The sequence below is a fragment of the Bacillus cereus group sp. BfR-BA-01330 genome (assembly GCF_022663885.1).
Lineage (GTDB): Bacteria > Bacillota > Bacilli > Bacillales > Bacillaceae_G > Bacillus_A > Bacillus_A cereus.
The window spans coordinates 145,405-169,789 of the sequence record NZ_JAKUGK010000006.1 but is presented as its reverse complement, the minus strand read 5'-3'; the positions used below and the strand labels follow the sequence as shown (position 1 = coordinate 169,789).

Genomic DNA, 24,385 nt, shown 5'->3' with positions numbered 1-24,385 from the left:
GTTCTTATTTATATCGTTAACTTGATAATTTATAAATATGAATTTAGTGGGGGGATATTATGAAAGATAGCAAACGTTTTAATTTTCACAAGCTTTGGCTAGGACAGTCTATAAGTTTGTTAGGTACCCAGCTTACAATGGTAGCTTTGCCTCTTTTTGCATTAGAGGTGCTACAAACAAGCGAGGCAAATGCTGCCATGCTTCGTGGGATTATATTTGTACCCTACCTAATTTTCGGGTTAGTAGCCGGTGCTTTAATAGACATTTTTCATAGGAAAAATGTCTTGCTAATTTGTAGTTTATGTCAAGGAGTATTGTTTTTATCAGTATTCATACTGACTGTAACAAATATTATAACGTTCCCTTTACTGGTATTTATCATGTTTTTAAATGGGATATTCACCACGTTTTACAACATTGCCATTCCTTCTTTCTTACCTGAAATAGTAACAGATAAAGACTATTTAAAAAAAGGAAATGCTCAACTAGCACTTTCGGAGTCTCTTTCTGTAGTAATTGGTCCTATGCTAGCAGGAATCATCATTACTCTATTTGGATTAACAGGCTCTTTTACTATTGACGCAGTAACGTATTTTGTTTGTTTTGCATTTGTATTATTTATTTCCAAGTTTAAACCGCATACAGAGGGCTCTTTAAAAGACGTAAATATAAAATCCATATACCAAAACATATATGAAGGCTTGGTATATTTTAAAAAACACCCTGTATTAGAACCAATTGTAACCTGTGGCGCTGTTTACGGTTTTTTTAAATACATACTAAATAGTATTTTAGTAATATTCCTGTATAAGGTAATGGGTCTATCTGAACTTGAAATAGGGTTTGTTGTAGGCTCAGCAGCGGTGGGATTTTTAATAGGTAACACGATACTCATGAAAAAAAGTCAACAAATTAATAATACAAAAATGCTTATTTATAGCGCTACTGTATCAGTTACTGGTTTGGCCTTTATACCGATAATGGGATATATGGGAACCATTATCGGTATAGTAGCTGCAAGTATCATACATGGTATGGGAGAAGGTGTATTTGGCCCTTACGCTGCAACCATACGACAACTTGCCTCACCAAGTCACATGCTAGGCCGAGTAAATGCTGTACAACGTACGCTGAATTGGGGGGCTTGGGCATTAGGAAGTTTTGCTAGTGCATTTTTAGTTTCAATATTTGGGCTTCAAACTACGTTATTCATAGGGGGATTCGGAACAACATTTTGTTTAGTGGCGTTGTTAAGACGTGGCGTATCAAAAGGAAATGATATTGAATATACGAGTTCATTTTAGAGGAGATGATTGTGATGCATAAGGTATTAAAAGGAACTGACATAGAAAATAAACCCCACATTTTATTTATAGGGGGATGGACAAAGCCTATACAAGATGCATTAGACAGTGGCTATATTGTTTCGTACATAGGATCGTACGCTAAACACATATATTTTGATGGGACTATCTTAGAAAAATGTTTCTATAAAAAAGAATTAGACACGACAAATATACCCTTGTCTATATACTATGCTGAAGAATTATTCAAAGAGAAACCATTTGATGTGGTTGTATCTTTCAACGAAACAGCATTAGATACAGCTTGCATAATTGCAAAGATTTTTAATGTTAAAGGGCCTTCTTACAATGCTAATATGATAACCCGCAATAAAGACATGATGCGTGAAATGCTAGCAGGTAAAGACTTTTCGATAGATTCGACAGTTTGCAATACTATTGAAGACATTAATGAATTTTTGAACAAAAAAGATAGTATTATAATAAAGCCCCCGATTGGCGCAGGTGGTAAAGGTGTATCTAAGCTAGACACGGGAGATGACGTAGAGGTATTTTTTGAAGAAAATGGTATTCAACTACCTGTTTTAGTGGAAGAGTACATTGAAGGTGATGTAGTTTATACGGTCGAAGCCGTTTCTTATAACAAAAAACATTCTATACTAGCGATATCAGCTGAAGTATTTAAAGAAGGTACGTTTATAATAAACTATACTATTATGCCAGCACCTATAGATGAATCTCAAAAACAATTAATTATGGAAAAAGTAATGCTATTTTTGGACGACATGCAAATGGAAAACGGCATTACTCATACAGAAGTAAAGATAGACAAAAAAAATAAGCCGATAATTATAGAATCTCAAGTTAGGATAGGTGGTGGTAATATCTGGAAGATGGTGGAACTAACAACCGGCATATCCCAATTTGGATACTATTATGATGCGTTAGCTACTGAGACTATAGATGAATTTAGATGTGTATCTTCAAAATGTCATGCTATGTCTTTAAGCTTGATTCCAAAACCAGGTTGCTTAAAAGAAATCAAGTATAAGGAGTTAAGTAACATATCCGAGGTCGTATTAATTGATCTATTACTAAAAGAGGGAGACATCATACCACCTATTGTAGATAGCACTCAACGCAAAGGATCTATATTATTTACGACTAGTGATATGAAACGTATGTACGAAGTTGTAGAGGAAATATGTAACAATATAACGTTTGTTTATCAGGATTTAACAGAATGGAAACCTTCTTTTAAAAAATATAAGTAAACAGAAATGTGGCAAATGAATGGTCTATATAAAAAAGAGAAATTTTCGAATTCCCTGATAGCGCTAAACCTAAGCAAAATAATGAACTATCCTATAGAAGAAAGTTGAGGGAGCTAATCGCATATGTTTTATTGAAAGGATGTGATTGAATTATGGAACGGCCGAATTGGGGAATTGGAGGATTAGTATTCGTTGGCTGTATGTTTCTTGGTGGAGGAGTGGGATCTATGTTAGGTAATGCCCAAACTGGATGGCTAATAGGAATGGGCATTGGATTTCTTGGGATGGCTTTAACGAGACTGTTCAGAAAATAATGTAACTGAGATTCTTCTTCTGGTAAATAAGGAAATATGTAAGTAATTCATGGCATAAGAGTTCTATAAATTATAGTTAGAATCTTCTCTTTTGTATTTGTCTTTTCTAAATTTCTCCATACATAGATACGATTCTCAAGTCGGAGGATAGCACCTTAGGGTGTCTTTTTTATGCTTTTTAAAAATGTCTTACCATATAATAGCTGAGTTTTGCTTTCAGTCTCCAATGCCCATTAAACATAAAATGAAAATTCTGCACCATTTAAACTCTGATAACAATTCATACGATCAAGAATAATTGAGCTAATAGCTCTCGGTAGATTGCCATCATTTTTTTATAGATTAGATTCATTACCGTTTCAGACCTATGTATTCATTCATAACCTAACAGTAAAAGGGGGGATGATTAAAGGTATGGCGTTTAATGATGAATTAATTTGTCAACAGTTTGCAAGAATTATCGGCGGGCAAGAAGGATTCGCCGGTGGGAAATGCGTGGCAACAATAAACAGGGATGAAATACGAGCAACAATCTTAGGAAAACGTTTTAGAGTAACAACTTCCTTTTCATTCGAATCACGAGACAATAAAACTGGACGGGCATTATGCCTAGGCCGAGTAGCACTCTTACAAAAAGAAGTCACTGAATTTGTGGTGACAATTATTAAACAAGGAATAATCGTTTCGTCTATACACAATGAGTGGTTATGTGATGATCCAAATTTGATTTACGTTAATATCGAAGACGTTGATGATCCACTAAATTTTGCAAGAAAAGTGAGAAGAGCATTGTGCAATTAACTAAGTTTTTTAGTTAAATGAGTGATTACGTTAAATAGAAGATTTCAGCGTGTTGAATGTTATATTTGTAAAATAGATTTAAGTGGATGGTTTTATAAAACGAAAGAAGGTGTTTCATATTTGGAATGCCTTTTCTTTATGTTTTCGTTGCTAATGTGGGTGGTTAACTGATTATATGCTGTTTATCTTGTAACAGCAAGAACTGGACGAGGTATCTTGAAAGGTGTTTGACAGTCTGTAGATACCATATTTTATCAAATGTTATTAGAATATCATAAAACGACAGGGGAGAAATCGCCAGAGAAATACGTCAGATTAGTTATTCCTGCTATAATCTAAGGGTGCGATTTTGTTTTCGAAAAATAATAGGTAAATCATTTGACAATTAAAATAATCTACTTTAATATATGTGCCATAGCATATATATGGTGAAACAAATACATTCATTGTGAATGATTGACTGGTATGCTATATCCTTTTATATCTTAATTTATAGAGGTGATATATGAACTTACATGATTTAATAGGCTATCTTGTTCACCGTACTGACGTGAAAATGACCAATTATTTTACGAAGAAATTAAAGCCGTATGGAGTTACGCCAGAGCAGTGGGGGATTATTAGTGTTCTTTGTAGCCAAAGGAGCACTACTCAAAAAGAGTTGGCGGAAGCTATTGATAAAGATCAAACTACTGTTGTTAGAATGATACAGTCAATGGAGAGAAAAGGGATTGTAAAGAAGGCTTTGAATGACCAAGATAGGCGTTCACATAACCTTTTTTTAACTGAAAAAGGTGACGAGTTAAAGAAAACAATCTTGCCTGTAGTGAAAGACGCTCACCATTTCGTTACGAGTAATTTGAGCGAGGAAGAAATTAAAGTATTACAATCGTTATTAAACAAATTGTATGATACACGCTATTAATATTTGTTCCTTATTGATGCTATGCTATTCATAAGGAACAAACTTTGTTTTAGGTATTATATATGCTATAGCACATAATTTTTTGTTTGTTTTGAGGAATGGGAAGATAGCTTTATTTTGTATGATATCTGATTCAGGTTCACTTTTTTGCCTAGTACCAGTCAAATTTTTGTATTATATATGCTATAGCATATAATTTTCAGCCCTTTAATATTGAAAAGGGTAATGTAAATTGAAGCGACTTCCATACGGGTAATCTCAGGAAATAGGATAAAGGTAGTGACTATTATCTGAACAATACTGAGTTTTTACCAAATAATAAGAGAGGTGTGATTACTATTTTAATTTTCATCAATATTGTAAAAGTAGTGTTGTCTCTGTTCTTTTTAATGACAGGAACGAAAATTATATCCGGGAAAATGGCAGATGAGTTCAAACGATTTGGTTTACCTTCGTTTTTTAATTTCTTAACTGGAGCTTTTGAGATTGTAGGAGCGATTGGAATGTTGATAGGAATCTGGATTCCAGTAATAGCTTTATGGGCAGGATTGTTATTAGCTGGTACGATGCTTGCAGCCGCATTAACTCTAATTGTATTAGCGAGAGATCCCTTTAAGAAAGCAATACCTGCACTTGTTTTGTTTGTCCTTAGTTTAGGGATAAGTTTGTATCACATTTTTTAAACATAACTGAAAACTATTAAACTTTCACTTTATGCGTTCAAGTTACTATCATTATGTGATTATGTTACAAATAAGGGGATTCTCAAATTAGTGCTTGAATAATAATAGCAATACGAATTTAGACATTACGATCATTCGGATCATAATCAGTAAAAGAATGGCAAGAATTTTATATTAAAAATAGGAGTGAGTGAAAATGGCATATTTATTACAAGTCGATTTTCCGTTTGAAGGTCCTTTTGGTGAAGAAATGGAAAAAGGATTTTGGGATTTAGCAAAAAGTATTAACGAAGAAGAAGGATTCCATTGGAAAATATGGACTGAGAATGAAGAAACAAAAGAAGCTGGAGGCATTTATGTATTTGAAGAAAAACAAGATGCTGAAAAATACGCGGAAATGCACAAGAGCAGACTTGAAGCAGCTGGTGTAAAAGATATTAGAGTGAAAATTTTTAACATCAATGAAAAGTTAACGGAACTGAATCGTGGGTATATTAAATAATTTCGAAAGTCGGAGCAAGCGTAAAAAGGAGGGGGATAATCCCCTTCTTTTTTTAATTCTTAAATTGATGGTGAGGGGACTCGCATAAAAAATAATCAATTATAAAAGTGATTTTGAACGTAAGGAATTTGTAAGGAAGAGGTAAGAAAAAAGAGATTTTCCTTGTGTAAGATGAAAATGTAAAGAAGAGTGAGAGGAGAAAAATACTATATATTTCTATAAAAAACAAATCAATTAATAAGACTTGTTTGGAGGAAAAGAGACATTACAGATTCAATGTCGTCCTTTTGCAGTGGGGTAAGAAGAAAGCTGTGTGATTAGTTCCAAACAGCAAATAACCATTTATACAATATGAATAGGGGAGAGGATTATTTTGATGAAAAAGCATCGTCAAATTACATGTACAGGTTTAGCCCTTTTAATAACTGGAGGTTCCCTGTTTTATACAACTCCAACCTCAAGTGTAAAAGCGGAGTCCATTCAAAATGTATCTAGTTCGTTACAAACAAGCAACCAAAGAGATCGAAATTCCGTCAAAGAGGCCATGCAGGATACCTTGAAACTTGGATATCCAGGGATACTTGCTAAAACTTCTAAGGGTGGAAAAACATGGAGTTATGCGGCTGGTGTAGCGGATCTAAGTACCAAGAAACCAATGAAAACAGATTTTCGATTTCGAATTGGCAGCGTGACAAAGACGTTCACTGCAACAGTTGTACTTCAATTAGCAGGAGAAAACCGCTTGAATTTAGACGATTCTATTGAAAAATGGTTGCCTGGTGTCATTCAAGGAAATGGATATGATGATAAACAGATTACTATCCGGCAATTATTGAATCACACAAGTGGTATCGCTAATTACACAAGGTCAAAGGATTTTAATATGATGGATACAAAAAAATCTTATACTGCTGAAGGATTAGTAAAGATGGGAATATCCATGCCTCCAGATTTTGCCCCAGGAAAGAGCTGGTCGTATTCAAATACAGGATATGTATTACTAGGAATTCTTATTGAAAAAGTAACTGGGAACAGCTATGCGGAAGAGATTGAAAATCGAATTATTGAACCACTTGAATTAGCGAATACATTCTTACCTGGAAATTCAAGCGTCATTCCAGGAACCAAGCATGCCCGTGGATATATCCAATTAGACGGAGCAAGTGAGCCAAAAGATGTTACTTATTATAACCCAAGTATGGGGAGCTCGGCCGGAGATATGATTTCTACAGCTGATGATTTAAACAAATTCTTTTCTTATTTACTTGGGGGCAAGTTATTGAAAGAACAGCAACTAAAGCAAATGCTTACAACAGTCCCTACAGGAGTAGATGAGCTTGGTGATTCCGGGCTTGGAATTTTCAAAATGAAGCTTTCAAACGGTGAATCGATATGGGGGCATGGAGGAACCATTCCTGGCTTTTTAACTTTTGCTGGAGGCACACTTGGAGGCAAGCATACATTGGCAGTCAATTTGAACAGCCTTAAAGCTGATACTCCTGATCCTTTTAAAAATATTTTACTTGCTGAATTTAGCAAGTAGTCTAAAAGTAAAAACGGGTAAAATTTATCATAGTTTCATAGTTAAACAAAGGAATGATGAAAACGATCAATTATTTAAGGAGGTAATTCCGTGATGAAAAATAAGCTAACTGGTGTGTTAGCCACTGCATTAGCGGTAACTATGATTCTACCAACAGGAGCGAAAGCATTTTCTGAAAGTAAGACTACTGTTGTAACTGGTGAAGAAGTAGCTAGTCAGGAACTGAAGAAGATTGCAGCAGAGAAAGCGGAGCTACTTACGAAGTCCCATGGGGCAGCTAGCGTGCAGTATGCACTAATTGATAATGGAAAACTTATTTTGTCTGGTCAGGCTGGCAAGAACGATATGGAAGGGGAAAAGCCGCTAACCAAAGATACTTTATACGGGATTGGTTCAGTTAGTAAAATGTATGCAACAACGGCTGTAATGAAATTGGTCGATGAAGGAAAAGTCGATTTGGATGCTCCTGTTGTCCGCTATGTTCCTGATTTTAAGATGAAGGACGGTCGATACAAACGTATTACACCGCGTATGTTATTGAATCACTCCTCTGGATTGCAAGGTTCTACGTTAGGTAATGCATTTTTATTTAACGATAATGATACCTATGCCCATGATACCTTGTTACAGCAATTGTCAAATCAAAACTTGAAGGCGGACCCTGGTGCTTTCTCGGTATACTGTAACGATGGTTTTACGCTGGCCGAAATTTTGGTGGAAAGAGTTAGTGGTATGAGCTTTACTGAATTTCTACATCAAAACTTTACAGGGCCTTTAAAAATGAATCATACGAAAACGCCGCAGGACAAATGGAGGGATGAAAATCGGGCTGGACTATATTACCCGGCGTACCAAGGGCAACTTCCAATTGAATCGGTGAATGTTATTGGTACGGGAGGTATATCTTCCACGGCAGAAGATATGGTGCGATTCTCACAACTATTTATGGGACAGGGAAAAGGAATCCTCTCTGATAAGGTAGTTAAGGAAATGGAGCAAGAGGAATATAAAAAAGGAATGTGGCCGGGGGCTGGCGAGAATATTTTTAACTATGGTCTTGGCTGGGATAGTGTGAAACTATACCCATTCAGTGAATATGGGATCAAAGCTTTGGCTAAGGGCGGCGATACGGCATTGCAACATGCTATATTAGTCGTGCTTCCGGAACAGAAAATAGCAGCGGCTGTATTGACATCTGGTGGACGGAGCTCTACAAATCAGCTAATGGCAACTGAATTGCTGCTCGCTACGCTTAAAGAAAAAGGTACTATTAAGGAAATCAAGCCGAACAAATCCTTTGGTAAGCCGGTCAAAGTCAAAATGCCTCAAGGCGTAGCAAAGAAAGCTGGATTTTATGGTAATAGCGAAACTCATTTCAAGATTGAAATTACGAAGAACGGTGAACTATTCTTACCATCTAATCCAGAAGAAAAATATGTATATACTGCTGATGGAAGCTTTATTAATGAGGGGGGTACTTCCAAGCTCAACTTCGTAACCGAGAAGAATGGAAGAACTTATTTGAAGGAGAGCGCATATAAATCTCATCCAGGTTTAGGGCAAAGTGTGATGACCCACTATTTAGCTGAGAAACTAGAAGATAACGTGCTTTCGAAGAAAACCGCTGCTGCATGGGCAAAGAGGGAAGGTGTCAAGTTTTATCGTGTAAACGAGAAATTTAGTTCTATTCAATATCTTGTTCAGTCGAAACATCTTAGTACTCAAATTACTCGCAAGGAAGGCCCAGCAGGCTATTGGGATGGCAGAAAAATTACAGGTCCGAACACCGCGGTGCATCAGATCCAAGTACCCGTGATGAATGGTCGTGATACGACGGAAACGCATTTCTATACAGAAGGCGGCAATGAATATATGGAGATGGCTGGATTGTTATACGTAAGTGAATCAAATGTAAAACCAATTGATATAGGCCAATCATCCAAAGTTACGTTGGATGCAAATGGGCATGCGAAATGGTTTACAATTCCACAAGCGGCAACAGAGAAAAGAATGACCGTGACGTTGCCACCAAAGGGTTCGTTTGCGGTGTATGATGAGAAGGGAGTTTGCATCAACTTTAGCATCGTGAGTGGCAATAACAAGGCGAAACTGCCGAAGAACGGAACAATCGTATTCGCTGGGGCACCGAAATCGGAATTTGCAATCTCGGTGAACTAGCTACAATTTAAGATGATCTAAACAAAACCAGTACGGCACAGAAAAGATGTATTACTGGTTTTGTTTGTATTTATGCATTATCAATGAAAAAACTTGAATAATATCACGCTCAAGCACTATAAAAACATCAAAACTAGAAAATTAGTATCTCTAGAAGATGTACAGTTTTTTGGGAGTTGAATAATTTTAACAGGGTAGAGAGATTAAATTTCTACTCTTTTTCTTCAATTAATAGAAATGTATGTACATACACATTATATTTTTATTCCATAAATTTTAAAATTTTGTTCACGATAGTTTGAAATTGTAAAAAAAGAAAATATGTGGCACGACATCACTTTGTTTTTATACAGCTTTGTAATTAAACTATAATATTGTATTTTTTCTTCATTATTGAAATTAGTAATAATAAAATGTATTATTGAAAAGCACAATTTATAATTCAAGTAATCAAGCATATGTACCTATAGTAATTTGAACATTCAGAAATTATAATATTGTCTAAAAACGAGGTGAGATTCATAGAAACAGTACATATTAAGTGGTATGGCATGTATAGTATAAATGACTTTTATAATAGGGAAGAAGCTTCTAAGAAGGGGATATTTGCAATCTCTAGAGTATATGCTAAGAATGTAACATTGCTCTATATAGGACAAACTAAAAGAAGCTTTATACAAAAGATAAGAGAACTTAATAAAGAGTGGGCTTTTGATGAGAGCGAATTAAAGATTACATTAGGAATAATAGAATTTCCTAGTGGTGAACTTTACTCTGAAAAGAAGGTAAAAGAGATAAAATCTCTTTTGATTTTACGACATACCCCATTAGAAAACGAAACATCTTTATTATACTATAGAGGGAAATTTAATTTTAAAATTATTAATAAGGGAAGAAGAGGTTTAATTGTTAAAAAGCTTTCTACAGGAGATCTAATGTGGACGTAATTGGAATCACCTTTGAATAAAATTGAAGGTTTCTTAATTGCAGAAGCTTATCAATTTTTAATGTATTAAACTATTTTGAATAACATATGTCAGATACTTGAAAAAACACAAATTTTATTATGATATGAAATCCTGTATGGAAAGTGTAGTTTATTTCTATTGTTTAATAAAAATATTAAGAATTTTAGGGATAATACATAAAGAGTAGAGGAGAAAGTAAACACGGAGGTTTGAAGAATGGGACAAGTAAGCAGATTTCAAGAAAAACAACAGAATCGTCGTCAAAAGGCAATTTTTAATATTGCATTTACTTTGGTATTAGTGACAGTTGGTATAGTGACATACCAATTGTTTACCCCTTCTAATACATCAACGAAAGCAATTGCTCAAGAAAAGAAAGTAACAAAGATAGAAGAGAAGAAAACTGAAGATAAAGAAACAGCAAAGATAGAAGAGAAGAAAACTGAAGATAAAGAAGCAACAAAGATAGAAGAGAAGAAAACTGAAGATAAAGAAGCAACAAAGTTAGAAGAGAAGAAAACTGAAGATAAAGAAGCAACAAAGTTAGAAGAGAAGAAAACTGAAGATAAAGAAATAGCAAAGATAGAAGAAAAGAAAAGCGAAGATAAAGAAGCAGCACAGTTAGAAGGGAAACAAAAAGTAGAAAAATCGGTAAAAACGAACGGAACTGAAAATAAAGAGGAAGAAAAAACGGTATCTCAAGAAAAGGATCCTCAAACTAATCCTTCATGGAAGCCAATTGGTACAGAGCAAGGAGCAAAACCTGATATGAAATTTAAAGAAGGAACAGTAGATTGGAGTGAGATGAAAAAAGCAATCTCTTATGCTGTTGATGTTCCAGAGAGCCAATTGATTTTCGATTTTATTGGAAATAATGGTAATAATAAAGCCTACGGTAATGTACGAGATAAACAAAGTAATAAAAAATATAAGGTTAATATTGATTGGGTAGAGAATCAAGGGTGGAAACCAGCATCTGTACAAGTGGTAAAATAAATAATAGAAATGTAATTATATGTTTAAAAGGAAAGTAGTATTAGGCACTCATGGAGCTGTAATGACTTTGATGTTGTATGAACTTAGCTTGATAGCGATGGGGTACCGCCAACAAGACTCGAATTTTGCACGCTAAGCAAAAAAAACAATAAGCTGTCCACATGGACAGCTTATTTACATAATTCTTGTTATTGGAAGTCGTTTTGAAATTCTATATGTTTACTTTTTTCTTGTTCTTACGAATAAACCACAACACCACAGTTAAAAATAATAAAAAACTCAGTAAAAAGAGCGGTATTTTTTGAATAAAGAAAAATCCTTTCCAAAAATCTAACCTAGTACTATCAGGAGAATCTGTTGCCATCCCACCTATAAAAAAAGACAACGGAATAGTAAGTATATTTATCCCTAAACCGATCATTACGAATGATAGATTTTTACTCCAGATTTTTGGTAATGCAGCCATAATAAATAAAACTAATGCAGTACCAATTATAAGAAACAGTACTCCAAAATAAAATGCAAAATATAAAATAATTCCCATAATCCCCCTCCAAGACTTTAATTGTACCATCAATAAGGGCAATTTTGGATGAATATGATATTCGTATATAGTTAACATAACGTCCCATTATCGATAGCAAATAATTTCATAGAATCCTTGTATGTACAGGGGATCTTGTTTTTTGGTCTATGTATCTCTTATATAGGATTTTATACATCATTGATGTAGCGGGGATATGAGGGAGCCTCGCTTTTCTTTTTTTGCATAAAATTTTGTATGAAAACAGTTGAGTTATAATGCTTTATGCTGAAAAATAAAAACTTTTCTTTGAATTTGAAAAGAAGGTTTTACCTTGTCAAGTGTTGAAGAAAATGAGGTAGCAACTGTTGCTACAGATAGTGTAGCGGATACAGAACACGAACTTCATCACATGAGGGTCATCCGAAATCGGTACTTGAGTTAATCGTCAGCTGAGATCTTTGGAATTGAACTGACGGGTAACTTTAACAAAATAAGGAGTACAATTAAACAGCCTAAAATATGCAAGTTTTTATGCGAAACTGCTTGCGTATTTTGGCTATTTTTGCATTCGTAAAAGTGCTATAAGTAAACAGCATTTTTAAATTGCCAAATACCCCCATGAGATCAATGGGACTTATATTCCACTTCTTTATCAGAATTATATTAAGAAGTGGAAATAGTATAAGTACCCAAAAAACGATAATAAAAACTGTATTCATCAGTTTCTACTCCTTATGTGAATCATAAAGTTATTATCCCGTTTATTGTGGGCTGACTAAAGTTTCACTTTATCTCTCCGTCTCAAAAAACTCAATCCACTCTCCATCAGGGCCAGCGAAGAATATGTAACGTGTTCCATCTGGTAATGTTTCGATTTCTTCTCCTAGTAAAAAGGTTACGCCGTGTTTTTGTATTCTTTCAATTTCATCCTCTAATGAGTCTACCTTAAAGCAAATGTGATGTACTTTTCCTTCTGCCGGAAGAGAAGAGTTATAACCTTCAATGAGTTCGAGTATCGTTTCCTTCGATTCTTCCACACCTAAAAAAGCGAGTTTTAAGTCTGGGTTCGGGTGCCCCATACGTTTAAGGAGCTGTAAGCCGACTACTTCTTCATAAAATGAGATAGATGCTTCTAAGTTTGCAACCATAAGTCCAACGTGTTCTATTCTTCTAACTGGCATGTAGATTCCTTCTTTCTGAAAATTATACACAATATATTATTGAAAATTAAGAAAATAAGCAAGATAAAAACCTTACAAATTTTAGCGTGTTATATGGTATAGTGAGAAAGTATGTTTGGGGAGAAGGAAGGAGATTATACGATGAATACAACTACTCAAACTCCTTCATTATCGGAAACGATGAAAGAGTGGCATTATGCATTAGCATATGAAATTAAACATTGGAAAACGATAGGTGGTAGTAAAATTTCTATCATGAATGGTCGTTTTTTATATACAGATTATGAAAGTACAGTATACGTATTTCAGCTTATTTCGGAAGTAAGCTTACCTGAAGGTTCACCGATTCGAATTGAGTTCGATGGTGAGGAAGCGACAGGAGAAGTATTATCTGTACATGGATTAGAAATAGAACTGAAATTAAATGATTATATACAAGGTGAAATAAGAGAAGCGGTTTTATACAGTGAACCGTGGCAACTTTTAGAGCAACTGCAAGAGCGATTGAAAGAAGCACGTAAAGATAAGCTGAAACGTAATCGTATAAAGCGTCTTGTTGATGGGACGAGCAGCCCGAAACATATTGAGAAGATGAAAAATCCAAAAAATGAACTGGCATATCGCGCGTTTTATAATCCGACAACGTACGTATGGGGACCGCCGGGAACAGGGAAGTCTTACAATTTATCACGTATTATTTCGGCCCATTATCAAAAAGGAAAATCGGTACTTGTGTTAGCTCATAGTAATGCGGCAGTAGACGTATTAATGAGTGAAGTAACGAAGCAAATTGAGAAGAAAAAGAAATGGACGCCTGGCGAAATTGTTCGTTACGGTTATAGTCAACATGAACATATACGAAATCATGAAACGTTACTTGCATCTAAGTTAGTTGAAACGACGAACGGATCATGGGGTGAGGAAAGACTCTACTTGGAAGAAACACGCCAAGAGCTTCGTGAAAAAATCTTATCGTATAAGGCAACGTCCTCTGATAAGAAGCGTATGCAGGAGATTGAAAGTGATCTTCGAAAGCAAAAGGCTAAAATTAAAGAAGTAGAAAAAGAATATATTGAAAATGCGAAAGTAATCGGCGCAACTTTATCGAAATGTGCCATTGATGCGCTAATTTATGAGCGTACATTTGATTTAGTTGTCGTAGATGAGGTGAGTATGGCGTTCGTTCCGCAAATTGCATTAGCTGCTTCACTTGGGAAACGTATCGTCGTTTGCGGTGACTTTTTACAGTTACCTCCAATTGCGATGGCAAATCATGAACTTGTTCGCAAATGGCTTGGGGAAGATATGTTTTACCATGCTGGAATTGTTGAGTCTGTTAATAAATCAGAAGCACACCCAAACCTATTTATGTTGCAGGAACAAAGACGTATGCATGCGGATATATCGAAGTTTACGAATTCGTTTATTTATAAAAATAGAGTATACGATCATCCGTCTGTTTCAGAGCGTAAAGAACTTGCGCAATTGCAGCCGTTTGCAAATGAAGCGAGTGTTTTATTTGATACGAGCCAAATGGGAGCTTTTTCGTTAAAAGATGCTGCTTCTGGTTCACGTTTTAACATTATGTCTGGTTTAGTAGCAATGCAAATGATGTTAATCGGATTGTTAGACGGTGTTCAATCAATTGGTATTGTGACACCTTACAGGGCGCAGTCACGCTTTTTATCGACGTGTATTAGAGAAATGTTGCAGAGAACGAAATATCAAAACATACCAGTTTTAGCGGCGACAGTTCATAAGTTCCAAGGTTCTGAAAGAGATATGATGATCTTTGATACGGTTGACAGTTATCCGCAAGAACGACCTGGCGTATTATTCTTTGACCATAAAAACCATCGCCTCGTCAATGTAGCAGTGACAAGGGCGAGAGGGAAGTTCATTCAATTATCAGATTGCCATTATATGCGTAAAAACCTTTCGAGAAAACAAGCGTTATCACAATTAACAGCTCATATAGAACGTCACGGAGATGTGTATGATCGCACGACATCAAGACAATTGTGGGAACGGAAAATTTCGAAACGTTTACGCTGGTTTATGGAAATGAATCTTGAAGAGCCGAAAGGGCTATTAAAAGATATTTTAGCCGCAAAACGAAAAGTTATTATTTCACTTCCAAGTACAAAACAAGTGGATAAGCGAGTATGGCAAGCGTTAATGCGTACAAATGCGCAAATAACAGTGTATAGTGATGGACCAGTTCCACTGAAAAATGTAAAGTTACAAAGACAAAATAAAGCATTCCCGTTTATCGTAATTGATGATGAAATCTTCTGGGCAGGCGCACCGCTTACATCTCAAATGATGTTTGAAGGTAGTATGGAATTTCCGTACGTATGTGCAAGACTGCAAGCACCTGAGACAATTGGTGTATTAAAAGGATTTTTAGATATTCGGTAAATTCGGATAGGAATTCCTTGACTTTTACTTGGAATGAACTTAGAATAAAAAATAATTTAATATAATTTTATGAAAATTCTTATCACGAGAGGTGGAGGGACTGGCCCTATGATACCTCGGCAGCGGATTCGTTATGAATACTGTGCCAATTCCAGCAAGGTAACTTGAAAGATAAGAAAGAAGCTCATTTTGATTGTATATACAGAAGCCTCTTTCTATCTTTTAGAAAGAGGCTTTTTTACGTGAAAATAAAAGGAGGAAGAAAAATGGGAGCGACAGGAGTAGCGTCACAAAGAAAAACAATTGAAGAGAGTATCGAAAGAAATAAGGAAAAGTACATAGAAACAAGTCATGATATTCATGCGAATCCGGAGATTGGAAACCAAGAGTTTTACGCATCAAGAACGTTAAGTTTATTACTAGGTAGTGCAGGGTTTCAGTTGCAGCACAATATAGCTGGACATGAAACGGGATTTATCGCGCGAAAAAGCTCTGGAAAACAAGGACCAGCAATCGCATTTTTAGCTGAGTATGACGCTTTACCAGGACTTGGCCATGCGTGTGGTCACAATTTAATTGGCACAATTAGCGTTGCAGCAGCGATCGCATTATCAGAAACGCTTGAAGAAATTGGCGGGGAAGTTGTCGTTTTCGGAACACCAGCTGAAGAAGGAGGACCGAACGGTAGCGCAAAATCGAGTTATGTAAAGGCAGGCTTATTTAAAAATATTGATGCAGCGCTTATGATTCATCCGAGCGGAAAGACAGCAACAACGAGTCCTTCACTAGCAGTCGATCCACTTGATTTTCATTTTTACGGAAAAACAGCTCACGCTGCAGCTTCGCCAGAAGAAGGGATTAACGCATTAGATGCGGTTATTCAGCTTTATAACGGTATTAATGCACTTCGCCAACAACTTCCGTCAGACGTGAGAATTCATGGCGTCATTACAGAGGGAGGAAAAGCACCTAATATTATTCCTGACTATGCCGCAGCAAGATTCTTCATCCGCGCAGCAACGCGAAAAAGATGTGCAGAAGTAACAGAAAAAGTAAAAAACATTGCTGAGGGAGCAGCGTTAGCAACAGGTACAAAAGTAAAAATTCATCAATTCCAAAATGAAATCGATGAATTACTCGTAACAAAAACATATAACGATATCGTAGCGGAAGAACTAGAACTATTAGGTGAAGATGTGAATCGTAAAGAAAGAGTAGGGATCGGTTCAACCGACGCAGGAAACGTAAGTCAAGTCGTACCGACAATTCATCCGTACATTAAAATCGGACCAGATGATTTAATTGCACATACGAATGAATTTAGAGAAGCAGCACGTTCAGAACTTGGAGATAAAGCATTAATTACATCGGCAAAAGCATTAGCAAATACGGCGTATCGATTAATTACGGAAGAAGGGTTGTTAGAGAAGGTGAAGGAGGAGTTTAGAGAGGCGCAGAGGAATCAAGGGTAAGGGGATTAAGGTACTTTTTTCGAATAGCAATCTAATTAATAAGTAGAGATATAAAAAAGAACATTGAAATATCAATGTTCTTTTTTGTTTAATAATCATTAATTTTGTTGGATTTTCTCATAAAGGAAAAGCTTTTACTGTTAGCGGAGGATAATACGTATCCATTATTAGAACGACAATTTCTCCTCAAACTCACTCTTTAAAACAATTAAAGGAGATGACAAGCCAAATTGCATTAAAGAGTCTAAAAATGTAGCGAGAGAATCCATCGAATCGCTCATGACCTTCATCATATAATTAAATTCCCCACTAATTCGAAATAAATCTGTTACTTCAGGAGCTGCATTACAATACTGGATAAAATCAGAGCATTGGCTCGTTTTAAACATGATGAATGCTTGAATGTTTTTATTAATTTTTGCAGGCTCAAATTTCGTTCGATAAGCCGCTATAACTCCTTGATCTTCAAGCTTGTTAATACGTTCTTTTACAGCAGGTTGCGTCATGGATATAATTCGACCTATTTCTGAAACAGAAATTCTCGCATTTTCATACAACAAGTTCATAATTTTATGATCGATTTCATCCAGTTTTACGGCGTTTTGCATTGTGTAGCCTCCTTATTTTGTTTTCTAAAGTAAATCGCAAATTATAACTATAATATCATAAGTGAACGAACTAAATTACCTATAAATCTATATTTAAAATGATTGGTTTTTGCATGAAAATATAAGTATAGCATTCATCAAACGGAAATTTAGGAAGGATGGAAGAAATGAAGAATCTTAATGGAAAAGTAGCATTAGTAACAGGAGCGAGTCGCGGAATTGGCCGTGCGATTGCGATGAGATTGGCGAAAGATGGAGCATTAGTTGCGATTCACTACGGTCGAAATAAAACAGCTGCAGATGAAACGATTAGTGAGATTGAATCTAACGGAGGAAAAGCGTTCTTAATTGAAGCTGAACTCAATTCAATTGATGGTGTCAAAAAGCTAGTAGAACAGTTAAAGCATGAATTACAAATAAAAGTTGGTACATCAGAGATTGATATTTTAGTAAACAATGCAGGGATAGGTACACAAGGGACGATTGAAAATACGACAGAAGAAGTTTTTGATGAAATTATGGCCGTAAATATTAAGGCGCCATTCTTTTTAATTCAGCAAACATTACCGTTACTACGAGTAGAAGGGCGCGTTATTAACATTTCATCAGCGGAAGTAAGACTTGGTTTTACAGGGTCCATTGCATACGGTTTAAGTAAAGGTGCACTAAATACGATGACACTTCCTCTAGCTAAACATCTTGGAGAAAGAGGTATAACAGTGAATACAATTATGCCTGGATATACGAAGACAGATATGAATGCGAAATTGCTAGATGATTCAGAAATACGGAATTTTGCTACGAATTCATCTGTGTTCGGACGAATAGGGCAAGTTGAAGATATTGCAGATGCAGTAGCATTCCTTGCTTCTTCTGATAGCCGCTGGGTAACGGGGCAGATTTTAGATGTTTCTGGTGGGTTTTGTTTATAGGGGCACTACTCCATACCCATCAAGATAATCAAGTAAATTACTAGTTATGAAACGATCCTCGTTTCATAACTAGTAATTTATAGAAAGGTAGGGATGATAAAGAAGTCTATTAAAACGTGATTTTTTCGCTAGGCAATTTGAATAAGGGGGCTATTTTTCATTATTCGTAATCTAAAATAATCAAATTTTATTTTACAGTAACAATAAAACAAAATTATTGACCGCATGGTACAAAAAGGGTATTCTATTCATGTTATCTTTAAAATGAGAGGAGGATACGATTGAATAAACGCGGCAGACCTCGAGAGTTTGATTATTCCTCAATTGTAGATGTTGCAATGAAAACATTTTGGTTAAGAGGATATGAAGGGTGTTCTACACAAGATTTATGCAGTGATACAGGACTTGGAAAAGGAAGTTTATACAATACTTTCGGTAGTAAACATGAACTGTATAAACAAGTATTAGAACGCTACCATGAAATTGGGATTAGGGAACAAAGGAAATTGTTACATACTCCAATTCCAGTTAAAGAACGATTAAGTAATTTTTTTGAATGGGCATTGAAAGAAGACTTTGAGAATATGGATCAAAAAGGATGTTTATTGATTAATGCCAGTATAGAACGTGCTAAAAACGATTTAATGGTACAAGAAATTTTCTCGAAGCATGTTGAACTTCTTAAACAAGCTATTGAAACAGTGATGGAGGAAGGATTGCAAACAGGTGAAATTTTAAAGAAGCAATCAGCTGAGGAATTAGCTAGTCTGCTTTTAAGCAGTTATTACGGATTCCGTGTTCTTAATGTATCGATGCAAAATCGGATGTTGTCTGAACAAGTTATCAAAGGAACAATAGAGTCTATTTGTGGCGCTTAGTGCGCTCTTTTTTCGGACTATTTTTGTACCGATCATTACAATAATGAATAAGGAGTGTTTTTATGCCATCGATTATTTATTTATTAGCTTTAGCAATCTTTTGTATGACTACATCAGAATTTATGGTTGCAGGTATGATGAATGAACTTGCTCTTGCATTTCAGGTTCCTGTATCATCTATTGGGTATTTAATTTCAGCTTATGCAGGAGCAATGGTAATAGGAGGCCCCATTTTAACTGCAATCCTCTTACGAATGCACAGCAAACAAGCATTATTGTTTTTAATGTTCATATTTTTAATTGGTCAATCGCTCGGAGCTATTGCTTGGAACTATGATATTATGATGATTTCACGTATTATAACTGGTATTGCTTCAGCTTCAGCTTTTGGAGTTGCGATTTCCTTTTCTGCGACATTGGTTCACTCTGATTCAAGGGGAAAAGCTGCATCAATTGTACTTGCAGGTTTAATGTTCGCAACTGTATTAGGTTTACCTATAACAACCGTTATTTCGCAATATTTTGGCTGGCGTATTAGTTTTGGGGCTGTTTCTGTTCTTGTGCTAGTATCAGGGATTATGATTCAACGGTTGTTACCATCATCTTCAAATAAAGAGCAATTAAATTGGAAAGACGAACTTCTGCGATTTAAGAATATTCATCTTTGGGCAGCGTACGTAACAAGTATGTTCATTATTGGTGGTACGTTTGCAGCATTTAGTTATTTCACTCCAATCTTTACAAATGTCACAGGCTTTTCAAGTGCAAGTATTCCATATTTACTTGCTCTCTATGGTAGTGCGACCGTAATTGGGAATATAATAATTGGCAAGTTCGCTGATAAATTTACAATGAAAATACTTATGGGTGGATTAATTATATTAATCATAGCGTTGTCTTTATTTGCTTTAAGTGCAGAGAATAAATACATTGCAGTGATTTCTACGATTTTTATTGGTTTAACTGGTGTAGCATTGAATCCAGCTATGGTTGCGAGGGTGATGAAAACAGCTAGTAATGGAATAATGATAAATACCGTTCATAGTTCTTTTATTACGCTAGGTATTGTTATTGGTTCGTCACTAGGTGGTCTTGGGATCAGTAAAGGATATGGTTTTGTATCTCCTCTATGGATTGGAGCTTGTTTAGCTATCCTTGGGGTAATTTCATTATTCCCATATTTACATAAAGGAAAGGCAGATTAAGATGTTTAAAATTTCTTTATTTGAGGTACCGCCACATCACCATCAAGCTAATACTTTCATATATCCCTAAATTAAAAAATTCTTTTTCTACAGATAGCTATTCTGAGAAGCCGCTCATTTTTTCGTTTAGGGGACATTTCTTTTTCTTAAGTTGATGGGTATGTATGGTGATCTCTATTAGACGATAGTGAATTAACAATTTCGGGGTCCAGTTCAACTTTATTCAAAATAAGATTTTTTTGCAGTAAAATCAATGTTAGTGGAACTTTTTTAATCAAACTTTTTTAAAAATTAACATAAATACTTGCAATGTTTAAATTAGTACTATATAGTTCTAGTTATGACAAAGGTAAAATTAATGAATCAAAAACGTGTGATTGAAGTAGCTGCAACATTATTTTTAGAAAAAGGGTTTGCTTATACAAGTATGGATGAATTAGTACGTGTAAGCAAAGTTTCAAAGTCTAATGTGTATTATCACTTTTCTAATAAGGAAGTATTATTAGAAGGGGTCGTTGATTATTGGATTGAAATGTATCAATCTGCAATTGATGACATACTTTCTCAGAACCAATTTTTAGTTGAAGATCGTATCCAACTGTTTTTAAAGCAATTATCACAAGGAGTTCAGTCGAGGGAGTATAAGGGGAGCTGTCCATTTATTACTCTTTATATTCAAAGTCCTAAACAGGCCACGCAAATAAAAGAAAAAATAGGTCTTTTTTTTACAGGATTACAAAAGAAAGTTTCTCTATTACTTAAACAAGGGGTAGAGAATGGAGAATTCAGAAATACGATTAATATTGATGAGGTTGCATCACTTTTTATTACAAATCTTGAAGGAGCGTTATTTATTTCAGAAACATTGAAGGATGCAACTGTAATCACGAAAACAGCAGATCATTTTTTAAAATTGCTTCGATAAAAGAAGCATTTTTTTTACATCAAATTAGTACTAAGTAGTACTAAAAGGGGGATTTTATATGAGAACAGTATTTTTAACTGGTGGAACAGGCTTTATTGGAAAACAATTAGTAAAAGAATTAGCCAAAGAGGATGTTAAAATTCTTCTTTTAGTGAGGTCGAAAAATAAAGTAACACGCCTTTTTCAAGAAAGAGGCATCTTAAAAAAGGAAGTTATGCACTTTATTGAAGGTGATTTGACGAAAATAGATTTAGGTCTAAGTGCTGAAGATAAGGAGAGGGTATTGAAAACGGATGTGATTATTCATGCAGGAGGCCCCATGGATATTCAAGCGACAAGTAAAGAGGCAGCTTCCGTATTTTTAAATGGCGCCAAACATATTAGTGAATTAGCTAAAAGTATTCATCAATTGAAGGGTTTGCAACAATTTATTCATGTTGTAGGTTATATGAGTCCCTTTGATGATAAAAATAGCAAGATTGCAATTGATGTGTTTAAAGAAGGAAACAATTATTTGAAAATAAAAAATCCATATGAGAGAACAAAATTTTTAGCAGATCTTTATATCCGTCAGCAGGCATCAGCAGTAGGTTATCCGCTTTCTGTAATTAATCCGCCAACTGTAGTCGGTAGTAGTAAAACAGGGAGTACAGAGCAGATAGCAGGATTAGGTTTGCTTGTGATGAGTATGCGAAGAGGGCTCATGCCAGTGATTCCTGGAGGTAAGGGATATAGGTTACCACTTATTTCAAACGATGAGCTTGCGAAGTTTATTGTGCAGGTTTTCAGATTGGAGCAACCGACTATTCAAACATATACACTTGTTGAAGACAAACAGCACGATCAAAACATTGCTGAATTATTAAGTATTATGTCGGAAAGTATGAATATGAGGGCACCAAAAATCTCTGTTCCAATGCCATTTATGAAAGCAATTATGAATAGTGGAGGAAGTAAAATAACAAAAATTCCTTCTGATGGACTGAATTTTATTACAAAACAAAAATTTTCAAATGTTTCAGCGAAAAAAATTATGGGAGGAGATTGGTTTAAGAAGACGAGTGTAATGAAATTTTTCCCTGCCGTAGTAGCTGATCTGGATTATCGAATAATGTATCAAAATGGCCGGCATAATCATTTATTTAAACGAATATTATGCGATAACACTACCCTTTACCAATTACAAGGAAAGGGTAAACCGTTTATTTTATTACATGGTTTATTGAGTGATGGAGAGGATTTATTTCCTTTAGCACAAGAGCTTCATGAAAAAACTGGTCAACCTGTATGGATCTTGGATCTTCCAGGTTTGGGACGGTCTCCTTTTAAACAAGAGAAAAATCTTCTAAATATCTATTTGAATGTAGTGAAAAAGTTATTGGAGAAAGCTACGAATGGTGCGCATCTAATTGGACATTCATTCGGTGCGTTTATTCTTCTGGAAGCATTGGTACAAGAGTACATAGATAAGAAGTATTCAATCACTTTACTTCAGCCACCTGTTGCTAAAAAAAATGCTAAATCGCTAAATGTTCCTCAAGTTATGAACAAATGGACATTAAAATTAGCAACTACTAATTTGATAGGGCGTTATTTATTAAGTAATGGTTTGTTTGAAAGTACGGAGAGCATCCCTGAACATTATATTGAAAAGATAAGTAAAAGTTTTACTTCTCCTAGAATTTTAAATACTACGGTTCAGCTTAACAGTTTACTACTGAAAAACGATCAAGGTGATTTCAATGAAGTAACAAAGTATAATCTTCACATTATTTGGGGGGATTATGACAGAGCCTATTCTGCTCCATCGCATCTTGGTAAGGTTGATTTTGTTCCATATGGCCATCATTTTCCTCTTAGCCACCCGAGTGAAACGGCAACATTAGTAATAAAAAATAGTAATACTAGCAAATGAGAGTGTGGGATAAATAAAAAGTGTGTAGTAAGATCGTTGTGTCTTTGAAATAAAATCATACTGTTTGGAGTCCCGCGAACAAGACGCGAATTTTGCACGCTAAGCAAAAAAACGATAAGCTGTCTACATGGACAGCTTATTTACATTATTCTCGTTATTGGAAGTTATTTTTAACTTTTCCTGATCTGAAAGAGTCAATCTTTTTTTATATAATTTATCAATAATTATTCTTTTTTCTCCGGCTGATAGGAAAGAATAACGACACCTGAACCAGTCGTTCTTGTTTCGATCAGTTTTAAAGCCTTTGTATCGTTTCCGGTTTTAAAGAGATGCTTTCCGCTTCCCACGATAACAGGATTGACCATAAAATGATATTCATCAATGAGGTCGTGTTGCATCAATGTCTGTATAAGCTCACCACTACCATAAATTAAAAGGTTCTGACCGGGCTGTTCCTTCAGTTTCGATATTTCTTCTACAATATTCCCCTTGATAAGGTTTGCATTCCATTCGGTTTCTTCCAAAGTTGTTGAAGCAACAAATTTAGGCATGCTGTTCATTTTATCAGCAAAACCCTCTTCATCAGTCATAGAAGGCCAGGCAGCTGCAAAACCTTGATAGGTTACTCGCCCTAGTAGAAGCGCTTCACTTTCAAACAGTAAATCGGATTGAAACTTTGCTACTTCTTCATTGAAATATGGAGCAGTCCAAGCTGGTTCCTCCATGACACCATCTAGTGAGAGGTACATCGATACAATTATTTGTCCCATTTTATTCTCCTTTAATTTTAAATTGAGATTTTTACATATTGGTAACACAATTATTAATTCTCCA

At 35.3% G+C, this 24,385-nt stretch carries 22 protein-coding genes and 1 riboswitch; of the genes, 18 read left to right on the top strand and 4 right to left on the bottom strand.

Translation table 11 applies throughout. The features are described from left to right. Positions 1-59 precede the first annotated feature (59 nt). The 11 genes from MR112_RS18220 (at position 60) to MR112_RS18170 (ending at position 11,488) form a co-directional block, all read left to right on the top strand. The gene (locus tag MR112_RS18220) at positions 60-1,304 is read left to right on the top strand and encodes an MFS transporter (protein WP_078187008.1); all 1,245 of its coding nucleotides are present in this window, start codon (positions 60-62) and stop codon (positions 1,302-1,304) included. Between the two features lie 5 nt (positions 1,305-1,309). Next, the gene (locus MR112_RS18215) at positions 1,310-2,578 is read left to right on the top strand and encodes an ATP-grasp domain-containing protein (protein WP_078187009.1); all 1,269 of its coding nucleotides are present in this window, start codon (positions 1,310-1,312) and stop codon (positions 2,576-2,578) included. Between the two features lie 152 nt (positions 2,579-2,730). Continuing rightward, entirely contained in the window at positions 2,731-2,892 is a 162-nt protein-coding gene (locus MR112_RS18210; protein ID WP_000441009.1) for a hypothetical protein, read from the top strand. A 402-nt stretch (positions 2,893-3,294) separates the two neighbouring features. Beyond that, on the top strand, positions 3,295-3,693 hold the full coding sequence (locus MR112_RS18205; RefSeq protein ID WP_242245184.1) for a DUF1259 domain-containing protein: 399 nt from the start codon (positions 3,295-3,297) through the stop codon (positions 3,691-3,693). A gap of 505 nt (positions 3,694-4,198) precedes the next feature. Continuing rightward, on the top strand, positions 4,199-4,618 hold the full coding sequence (locus MR112_RS18200; protein WP_078187011.1) for a MarR family winged helix-turn-helix transcriptional regulator: 420 nt from the start codon (positions 4,199-4,201) through the stop codon (positions 4,616-4,618). Between the two features lie 332 nt (positions 4,619-4,950). After that, positions 4,951-5,301 carry a DoxX family protein gene (locus tag MR112_RS18195; RefSeq protein WP_074555409.1) on the top strand — a complete coding sequence of 117 codons (351 nt, stop codon included), beginning with the start codon at positions 4,951-4,953 and terminating at the stop codon, positions 5,299-5,301. A 196-nt stretch (positions 5,302-5,497) separates the two neighbouring features. Continuing rightward, entirely contained in the window at positions 5,498-5,803 is a 306-nt protein-coding gene (locus tag MR112_RS18190) for a monooxygenase (RefSeq protein ID WP_000323757.1), read from the top strand. Positions 5,804-6,179: 376 nt separating this feature from the next. After that, a complete protein-coding gene (locus MR112_RS18185; protein WP_074555280.1) occupies positions 6,180-7,346 on the top strand; it encodes a serine hydrolase domain-containing protein in 1,167 nt (388 codons plus the stop codon). Positions 7,347-7,439: 93 nt separating this feature from the next. Then, entirely contained in the window at positions 7,440-9,524 is a 2,085-nt protein-coding gene (locus tag MR112_RS18180) for a serine hydrolase domain-containing protein (RefSeq protein WP_074555277.1), read from the top strand. A 512-nt stretch (positions 9,525-10,036) separates the two neighbouring features. Beyond that, on the top strand, positions 10,037-10,471 hold the full coding sequence (locus MR112_RS18175) for a hypothetical protein (RefSeq protein ID WP_002164503.1): 435 nt from the start codon (positions 10,037-10,039) through the stop codon (positions 10,469-10,471). A 237-nt stretch (positions 10,472-10,708) separates the two neighbouring features. Next, complete coding sequence (locus MR112_RS18170; RefSeq protein ID WP_074555274.1) at positions 10,709-11,488, top strand: YrrS family protein; 780 nt, start codon at positions 10,709-10,711, stop codon at positions 11,486-11,488. 211 nt (positions 11,489-11,699) lie between these two features. On the opposite strand, the gene MR112_RS18165 is transcribed toward MR112_RS18170, so the two are convergent. Both MR112_RS18165 and MR112_RS18160 read right to left on the bottom strand, forming a co-directional pair. Then, complete coding sequence (locus MR112_RS18165) at positions 11,700-12,032, bottom strand: hypothetical protein (RefSeq protein ID WP_000511402.1); 333 nt, start codon at positions 12,030-12,032, stop codon at positions 11,700-11,702. Positions 12,033-12,802: 770 nt separating this feature from the next. Next, positions 12,803-13,195, bottom strand: coding sequence for a VOC family protein (locus MR112_RS18160; RefSeq protein WP_001145268.1), 393 nt, complete (start codon positions 13,193-13,195; stop codon positions 12,803-12,805). Positions 13,196-13,306: 111 nt separating this feature from the next. Between MR112_RS18160 and MR112_RS18155 the strand changes: the two genes are divergently transcribed. Together MR112_RS18155 and MR112_RS18150 are read left to right on the top strand one after the other, a co-directional pair. Then, a complete protein-coding gene (locus tag MR112_RS18155; RefSeq protein WP_139362521.1) occupies positions 13,307-15,616 on the top strand; it encodes an AAA domain-containing protein in 2,310 nt (769 codons plus the stop codon). Positions 15,617-15,692: 76 nt separating this feature from the next. Next, positions 15,693-15,794, top strand: a riboswitch (SAM riboswitch). A gap of 88 nt (positions 15,795-15,882) precedes the next feature. Beyond that, positions 15,883-17,088, top strand: a complete 1,206-nt coding sequence (locus MR112_RS18150) for a M20 family metallopeptidase (RefSeq protein WP_078187616.1) — start codon at positions 15,883-15,885, stop codon at positions 17,086-17,088. A 167-nt stretch (positions 17,089-17,255) separates the two neighbouring features. On the opposite strand, the gene MR112_RS18145 is transcribed toward MR112_RS18150, so the two are convergent. Next, a complete protein-coding gene (locus MR112_RS18145; protein ID WP_001178564.1) occupies positions 17,256-17,696 on the bottom strand; it encodes an Lrp/AsnC family transcriptional regulator in 441 nt (146 codons plus the stop codon). Between the two features lie 167 nt (positions 17,697-17,863). Here MR112_RS18145 and MR112_RS18140 point away from each other — a divergent pair, with 167 nt between their 5' ends. From MR112_RS18140 to MR112_RS18120, 5 genes are all read left to right on the top strand, one after another. After that, positions 17,864-18,628: an SDR family oxidoreductase gene (locus tag MR112_RS18140; protein ID WP_142292945.1), complete on the top strand. Its 765-nt coding sequence runs from the start codon at positions 17,864-17,866 to the stop codon at positions 18,626-18,628. Positions 18,629-18,909: 281 nt separating this feature from the next. Further along, complete coding sequence (locus MR112_RS18135) at positions 18,910-19,506, top strand: TetR/AcrR family transcriptional regulator (RefSeq protein ID WP_001042193.1); 597 nt, start codon at positions 18,910-18,912, stop codon at positions 19,504-19,506. Positions 19,507-19,568: 62 nt separating this feature from the next. Next, positions 19,569-20,711, top strand: a complete 1,143-nt coding sequence (locus MR112_RS18130; protein ID WP_134208247.1) for an MFS transporter — start codon at positions 19,569-19,571, stop codon at positions 20,709-20,711. A 358-nt stretch (positions 20,712-21,069) separates the two neighbouring features. Continuing rightward, positions 21,070-21,636, top strand: a complete 567-nt coding sequence (locus MR112_RS18125) for a TetR/AcrR family transcriptional regulator (protein WP_001072312.1) — start codon at positions 21,070-21,072, stop codon at positions 21,634-21,636. Between the two features lie 58 nt (positions 21,637-21,694). Beyond that, the gene (locus tag MR112_RS18120) at positions 21,695-23,551 is read left to right on the top strand and encodes an alpha/beta fold hydrolase (protein WP_078186643.1); all 1,857 of its coding nucleotides are present in this window, start codon (positions 21,695-21,697) and stop codon (positions 23,549-23,551) included. 224 nt (positions 23,552-23,775) lie between these two features. Here MR112_RS18120 and MR112_RS18115 read toward each other — a convergent pair whose 3' ends face one another. Continuing rightward, the gene (locus MR112_RS18115) at positions 23,776-24,321 is read right to left on the bottom strand and encodes a dihydrofolate reductase family protein (RefSeq protein ID WP_075717170.1); all 546 of its coding nucleotides are present in this window, start codon (positions 24,319-24,321) and stop codon (positions 23,776-23,778) included. Positions 24,322-24,385: the final 64 nt, after the last annotated feature.